Origin of the sequence: Nguyenibacter vanlangensis (assembly GCF_013376155.1) — a bacterium.
GTDB lineage: Bacteria > Pseudomonadota > Alphaproteobacteria > Acetobacterales > Acetobacteraceae > Gluconacetobacter > Gluconacetobacter vanlangensis.
In genome coordinates this window covers 1-6,071 of sequence record NZ_JABXXP010000139.1, presented here as the reverse complement: position 1 = coordinate 6,071, position 6,071 = coordinate 1, and the positions used below count along the sequence as shown (strand labels likewise).

General features: G+C 68.6%; 5 protein-coding genes and 2 pseudogenes. All 7 read right to left on the bottom strand.

Annotated elements, in window-relative coordinates; translation table 11 throughout:
* Positions 1–986, bottom strand: a pseudogene (locus tag HUK84_RS08830) (S9 family peptidase); the annotation flags it as partial.
* 93 nt (positions 987–1,079) lie between these two features.
* The gene (leuB, locus tag HUK84_RS08825; protein WP_176639970.1) at positions 1,080–2,192 is read right to left on the bottom strand and encodes a 3-isopropylmalate dehydrogenase; all 1,113 of its coding nucleotides are present in this window, start codon (positions 2,190–2,192) and stop codon (positions 1,080–1,082) included.
* A 61-nt stretch (positions 2,193–2,253) separates the two neighbouring features.
* Positions 2,254–2,877 carry a 3-isopropylmalate dehydratase small subunit gene (gene leuD / locus HUK84_RS08820; protein WP_176639969.1) on the bottom strand — a complete coding sequence of 208 codons (624 nt, stop codon included), beginning with the start codon at positions 2,875–2,877 and terminating at the stop codon, positions 2,254–2,256.
* A gap of 3 nt (positions 2,878–2,880) precedes the next feature.
* Positions 2,881–4,284 (bottom strand): 3-isopropylmalate dehydratase large subunit, encoded by a 1,404-nt coding sequence (leuC, locus tag HUK84_RS08815; protein ID WP_176639968.1) that lies wholly within the window; start codon positions 4,282–4,284, stop codon positions 2,881–2,883.
* Positions 4,285–4,523: 239 nt separating this feature from the next.
* Positions 4,524–4,904: a 50S ribosomal protein L19 gene (rplS, locus tag HUK84_RS08810; RefSeq protein ID WP_176639967.1), complete on the bottom strand. Its 381-nt coding sequence runs from the start codon at positions 4,902–4,904 to the stop codon at positions 4,524–4,526.
* 25 nt (positions 4,905–4,929) lie between these two features.
* The gene (gene trmD, locus HUK84_RS08805; RefSeq protein ID WP_176639966.1) at positions 4,930–5,676 is read right to left on the bottom strand and encodes a tRNA (guanosine(37)-N1)-methyltransferase TrmD; all 747 of its coding nucleotides are present in this window, start codon (positions 5,674–5,676) and stop codon (positions 4,930–4,932) included.
* Positions 5,673–6,071, bottom strand: a pseudogene (locus tag HUK84_RS08800) (hypothetical protein); the annotation flags it as partial. The gene trmD and the pseudogene HUK84_RS08800, both read right to left, overlap by 4 nt.

The following is a 6,071-nucleotide window of genomic DNA, read 5'->3' as shown; positions in this document are numbered from 1 at the left end:
GCCGCCGCCTGCCCCGCCGGATCGACCGCGATCACGCTGCCCGCCGCGATCCGCGTCCCGCCGCGCGGCGTCCAGTCCTGGTTGACCGACAGGATCAGCCGCCCGCCCGCGAACCCGTGCAGGTCCATGCGCGACGGCAGGTCCAGCATCCGCACGCCCTGCGGCGTCACCACCCCGTACCGGTCCTCGAAAAACGTGACCGCGCGGCGGATCAGCACGATACGGCGCCCCTGCCCGTCGGCCAGCGCCAGCGGCTCCACCGAAACGTCGCCGGGCGTCCCGCGCATCACCTCCGCCGCCTGGTCCAGCGCCTGGCCCCGGCGCAGGCGCCTGACCACGAACGGATAGCCGGACGCCGTTACCCCACCCCGGTCCGCGCCCCAGTCACGCGCGACCAGCAGCGTGTCACGATCCTCCCAGACCGCCGTCTGCTTCGATCGCGGCAGCACGAAGCCCCCCGGCACGAACTGCCCGCTCAGCGGCAGGAATTCGCGCAGGCTCGCCGCATCCTCGCCCGCGTCGGACAAACGCACCAGGCACGGCGAATCCCCAGGCTCCAGGCATTCCGCGCCCTGGAAAACCCAGTCGCGATGCTCCTGCCGGGCCAGCGCATCGACGTCCAGCCTGGTGACCCAGGCCGGACGACCGCCCAGAAACGACGCCAGGTCCGTCTGGCGCCAGATCCCGCGGGGATTGACCGCGTCCTGCCAGAAATTGAAAATCTTCCCGGCCATAAAGGAGGGTTCGGGAATTCGATGCCGATCCTGCTCGACCTGCAGCACCGCATCATGGAATGCGCGATAGCGCGGGTCACGCGCCAGCGTGTCGTCGGTGCGGCGATTCTGCTGCCGCACCCACGCCAGGGCCTGCGCCCCCGTCACGTCCGACAGATAGGCCGGAGTACTGAAATGCGCGGGCATGGCGGCCCGGACAGGCCACGCCACCAGCAGGGCGGCACAGGCCAGGATGCCTCGGATCATGTTCATCACGGAACAATTCCAGAGATCCCGGCGCCCGGAAAGGCAAATTCCTTTTAAAGAATCCCCTGGCTTAAAAGAGCCCCGGCCGCGCCCGCCGCGTCAGCCGTTCAGCTTGTCCAGTTCGCGCACCACGGCCTCGCCCATCACCGCGGTGCCGACCTGCGCCGTGCCCGGGCTCATGATGTCGGCGGTACGCAGCCCGCTGGCCAACACGTTGGCCACGGCGGTCTCGATCAGCACAGCCTCCGCCTCCATCCCGAACGAATAGCGCAGCAGCATCGAGAATGAGAGGATCTGCGCCAGCGGATTGGCGATTCCCTTGCCCGCGATATCGGGCGCGCTGCCGTGGATCGGCTCATACAGCGCCGGACGCCTGCCGGACGCGTCCACCGCCCCCAGCGTGGCCGAGGGCAGCATGCCCAGGCTGCCCGTCAGCATCGAGGCCAGGTCCGACAACAAATCGCCGAACAGGTTGCCGGTCACGATCACGTCGAACTGACGCGGATTGCGCACAAGCTGCATCGCGCAATTATCCGCCAGCATGTGGCTCAGTTCGACATCGGGATAGTCGCGGGCATGCAGGTCGGTGACGACCTCCTTCCACAGCAGCCCGCTTTCCATCACGTTGCATTTCTCGACCGAACAGACGCGGTTGCCGCGCTGCCGCGCCAGGTCGAAGGCCACCCGCGCCACGCGCTCGATTTCCGCGGTGGTATAGATTTCGGTATTGATGCCCCGCCTGCTGCCGTCGGGCAGGGTCTCGATCCCGCGCGGCTCGCCGAAATAGATCCCGCCCACGGTCTCGCGCACGATCATGATGTCCAGCCCGGCCACGATCTCGGGCTTCAGCGTGCTGGCATCGACCAGCGCGTCAAACACCTTGGCCGGACGCAGGTTCGCAAACAGCTCCAGTTCCTGGCGCAGCTTCAGGATCGCGATCTCGGGCCGCCGGTCGAAACCGGCCGACGCCCATCGCGGATCGCCCACCGAACCGAACAGCACCGCATCCGCCGCCTTCGCCGCCGCGATCACCTCGTCGCGGATCGGCACGCCATGCACCGCCAGCGACGCGCCACCGACCAGGTCCTCGGAAATATCGAAGACCACGCCGCGCGCGCGCTCCATCCACGTCACAACCCGCGCGACCTCGCGCATGATCTCGGGGCCGATCCCGTCGCCCGGCAGGACTAACAGCTTCTTGGTCGCGCTCATCTCGTCGTTCTCTCCCGTTTTTTTTATCGACAGGCAGGGCCGGACAGACAGGCCTGGCGGATCACGCCACGACGATATGCGTCTGCCAGGGCTGCGCCCGCTCCCGCGCCGTCTCGAAGGCCCCGATCGCGGCCTCGTGCTGCAGGGTCTGGCCGATATCGTCCAGACCCTCCAGCAGCAGGTGCCGGCGCAGCGGATCGATCTCGAAGCCGATCTCGGCCCCGTCCGGGCGGATGACCACCTGGCGCTCCAGATCGACCGTCAGCCGCCCGTTGCCCCCCAGCCGCGCATCCTCCATCAGCGCATCGCAGGTCTCGCGCGGCAGTTGGATCGGCAGGATGCCGTTCTTGAAGCAGTTGTTGAAGAAGATGTCGGCAAAGGACGGCGCGATCACGCAGCGTATGCCGAAATCCAGGAGCGCCCATGGCGCATGCTCCCGCGACGACCCGCACCCCAGATTGTCATAGGTGATCAGGATCCCGGCATCGCGATAAGGCGGCTGGTTCAGCACGAAATCCGGGCGTTCCGATCCGTCCGGGTTGTAGCGCATGCCGTCGAAGGCATGCACGCCCAGGCCCGACCGCTTGGTGGTCTTCAGGAAACGCGCCGGGATGATCTTGTCCGTATCGATGTTCGCTTCCGGCAGCGGCGCGGCGATCGCGGTCAGGACGGTGAATTTTTCCATGGCTCAGATCAGCTCCCGCACGTCTGTCAGATGTCCCGTCACCGCCGCCGCCGCCGCCATGGCGGGCGACAGCAGGTGCGTCCGGCCGCCCGGCCCCTGCCGCCCCTCGAAATTCCGGTTCGAGGTCGAGGCACAGCGCTGGCCCGGCGTCAGCCTGTCCGGGTTCATGCCAAGGCACATCGAACAGCCGGCCTCCCGCCATTCGAACCCCGCCTCGCGAAAGATCCGGTCCAGCCCCTCCCGCTCGGCCTGCGCCTTCACCAGGCCCGACCCCGGCACCACCATGGCCCGCACGCCGTCCGCGACGTGCCGCCCCGTTACGACCGACGCCGCCGCGCGCAGATCCTCGATCCGGCTGTTGGTGCAGGACCCGATGAAGACCACGTCGACCGGCACGCCGGCGATCTTCTGTCCGGCCTGCAGGCCCATGTAATCCAGCATGCGCTGCATCTGCGCGCGCCGCGCCTCGTCGGCCTCGGCCGCGGGGTCCGGCACGGCGCCCGTCACCGGGATCACGGTCTCGGGGCTGGTCCCCCAGGTCAGGACCGGCGGAATATCCTCGGCGCGCAATTCGACCACCTTGTCGTACTGCGCGCCCTCGTCCGCCGCCAGCGTCTTCCAGTACGCCACCGCCTGCTCGAACGCCTCGCCCTTCGGGGCATAGGGCCGGCCGCGCACATAGTCGAACGTCACCGCATCCGGCGCCACCAGCCCGGCCCGCGCGCCGGCCTCGATCGACATGTTGCAGATCGTCATCCGCCCGGCCATGTCCAGCCCGCGGATCGTCGAGCCGGCGAACTCGATCACATGGCCGGTGCCGCCCGCCGTGCCGATCCTGCCGATGATCGCCAGCATCACGTCCTTGGCGGTCACCCCCGGGCCCAGCGTGCCCTCGACGACCACCTTCATGTTCTTCGCCGGCTTCTGCAGCAGGGTCTGGGTCGCCATCACATGCTCGACCTCGGACGTGCCGATGCCGAACGCCAGCGCGCCCAGCGCCCCGTGGGTCGAGGTATGGCTGTCGCCGCACACGATGGTCATGCCCGGCAGCGAAATCCCCTGCTCGGGCCCCACCACGTGCACGATACCCTGGTTTTCGGACAGAAGCGGGAAATACGGAACGCCGAACGCCCGGACATTGCGCTCCAGGGTCTCGATCTGGTTGCGGCTTTCCGGCTCCTCGATCGGCAGGGTGCGGTCCGAGGTCGGCACGTTATGGTCCACCACCGCGATCGTCGCATCCGGCCGCCGCAGACGCCGCCCGCTGATGCGCAGCCCCTCGAAGGCCTGCGGGCTGGTGACCTCATGCACCAGGTGGCGGTCGATATAAAGGATCGCCGTACCGTCCGGAAGCCGCTCCACGACATGGCTGTCCCAGATCTTGTCGAACAGCGTACGTGCGGCCATCGGTCTTCCTCTCTGCACAGCTTTCACACGGAAACGTGTGAATTCATACGGAAACGCCGACACCGCCGCCCGTCATGACGGACGGGCGGCGGGGCGACGAACCCGGTCGATATCGTGACGCGCCTCGTCCCCCCGCAAGGGGAGACGCGAATGCGCCGCCACATGGCCCGGCCCCGGGAAACCCCTCGGCAACCACCCCCGGGAAACATTTCGGGGGCCGAACGGGCCGGGCCGCGGGATCAGGCCCCGGCCGCCACGGTCTCGCGCGCGCGCTCGGCGATACGGGCCGATTTGCCGCGGCGGCCGCGCAGATAATACAGCTTCGCGCGGCGCACGGCGCCACGGCGCACGACCTTGATCTCGGCGATCGCCGGCGCATAGAGCGGGAAGATGCGCTCGACGCCCTCGCCGTTCGAGATCTTGCGCACGGTGAAGTTGCTGTTCAGCCCCTTGTTCGAACGCGCGATCACCACGCCCTCATAGGCCTGGACGCGCTGGCGCTCGCCTTCGACGACGCGGACCGACACGCGGACCGTGTCGCCGGGGCCGAATTCGGGTACCGCGCGGGCGGCCGAGAGACGCGCGATCTCGTCGGCCTCATATTGCTGGATGATGTTCATGATCGAGTCCTTCGCTTGAAAACAGTCAATGCGTCCGCTTCGGCTCAGCCGTTGGGCTGGCCGGGCGGGCGCGATCTTGGCCGGCGCGCTCCAGGCGCGCCGCCCACAAATCGGGCCGGCGCGTCCGGGTCGCGATCTCGGATTCAGTCCGCCGCCAGTTCGCGATGGCGGCATGATGACCGGACAACAGGATGTCGGGCACTTCGCGCCCCTCCCAGCTCGCCGGCTTGGTGTAATGCGGATATTCCAGCAACCCGTCGGAGAAACTCTCCTCCGTGCCGCTGGCGTCGGAACCCATGACCCCGGGGATCAGCCGCACGCAGCTATCCAGCAGCACCAGCGCCGCCATCTCCCCGCCTGACAGGACATAATCGCCGATCGAGACCTGCTCGGCCCCGCTGGCCTCCAGCACCCGCTCGTCCACCCCTTCATAACGGCCGCACAGCACCACCAGGCCCGGCCCGCCGGCATAGCGGCGGACATCCTCCTGGCGCAGCGGACGGCCGCGCGGCGTGGGATAGACCAGCGGCCTGCCGGCCAGCGCGACGTCGCGGATCGCCGCGGACACTACGTCCGGACGCATGACCATGCCGGCCCCGCCTCCGAACGGCGTATCGTCCACGGTGCGATGCCGCCCCAGCCCGTACTCGCGCAGATTGCATGTCCGCAGCGACCACAGCCCGTCCGCCAGCGCGCGTCCGGCCAGGGACTGGCCCAGCGGACCGGGGAACATGTCCGGAAACAGGGTCAGCATCGTGGCCTGCCAGGTCATGACGCCGCCCCGATTTCCGAGACCCCGGCCCCCGAAACCTCGACTTTCGAGACCTCGACCGCATCCGGACGCGAGACGTCGCCCTGGACCTCGACCTCGTCGGGCAGCACCGCGACGATCCGCCCGGCCGCCACGTCGATGACCGGAAAGCACGCCCGGGTAAAGGGCAGGATCAGCGGCGCATGGCCGCTCCCGCCGATCTCCAGGCTGACCCCCGCGCCATAGTCATGGACCGTCAGCACCCGCCCCAAGGACGCGCCGCACGACGCGTCGCGCCCCTCCAGGCAGACGTCCAGGCCGATCAGGTCGGTGAAATAGAACTCGTCCTGATCCGGCTCCGGCAGGCTGGCCCGCGCGACATAGAGCCGCCGGTTCACCATCGCCTGCGCGGCGTC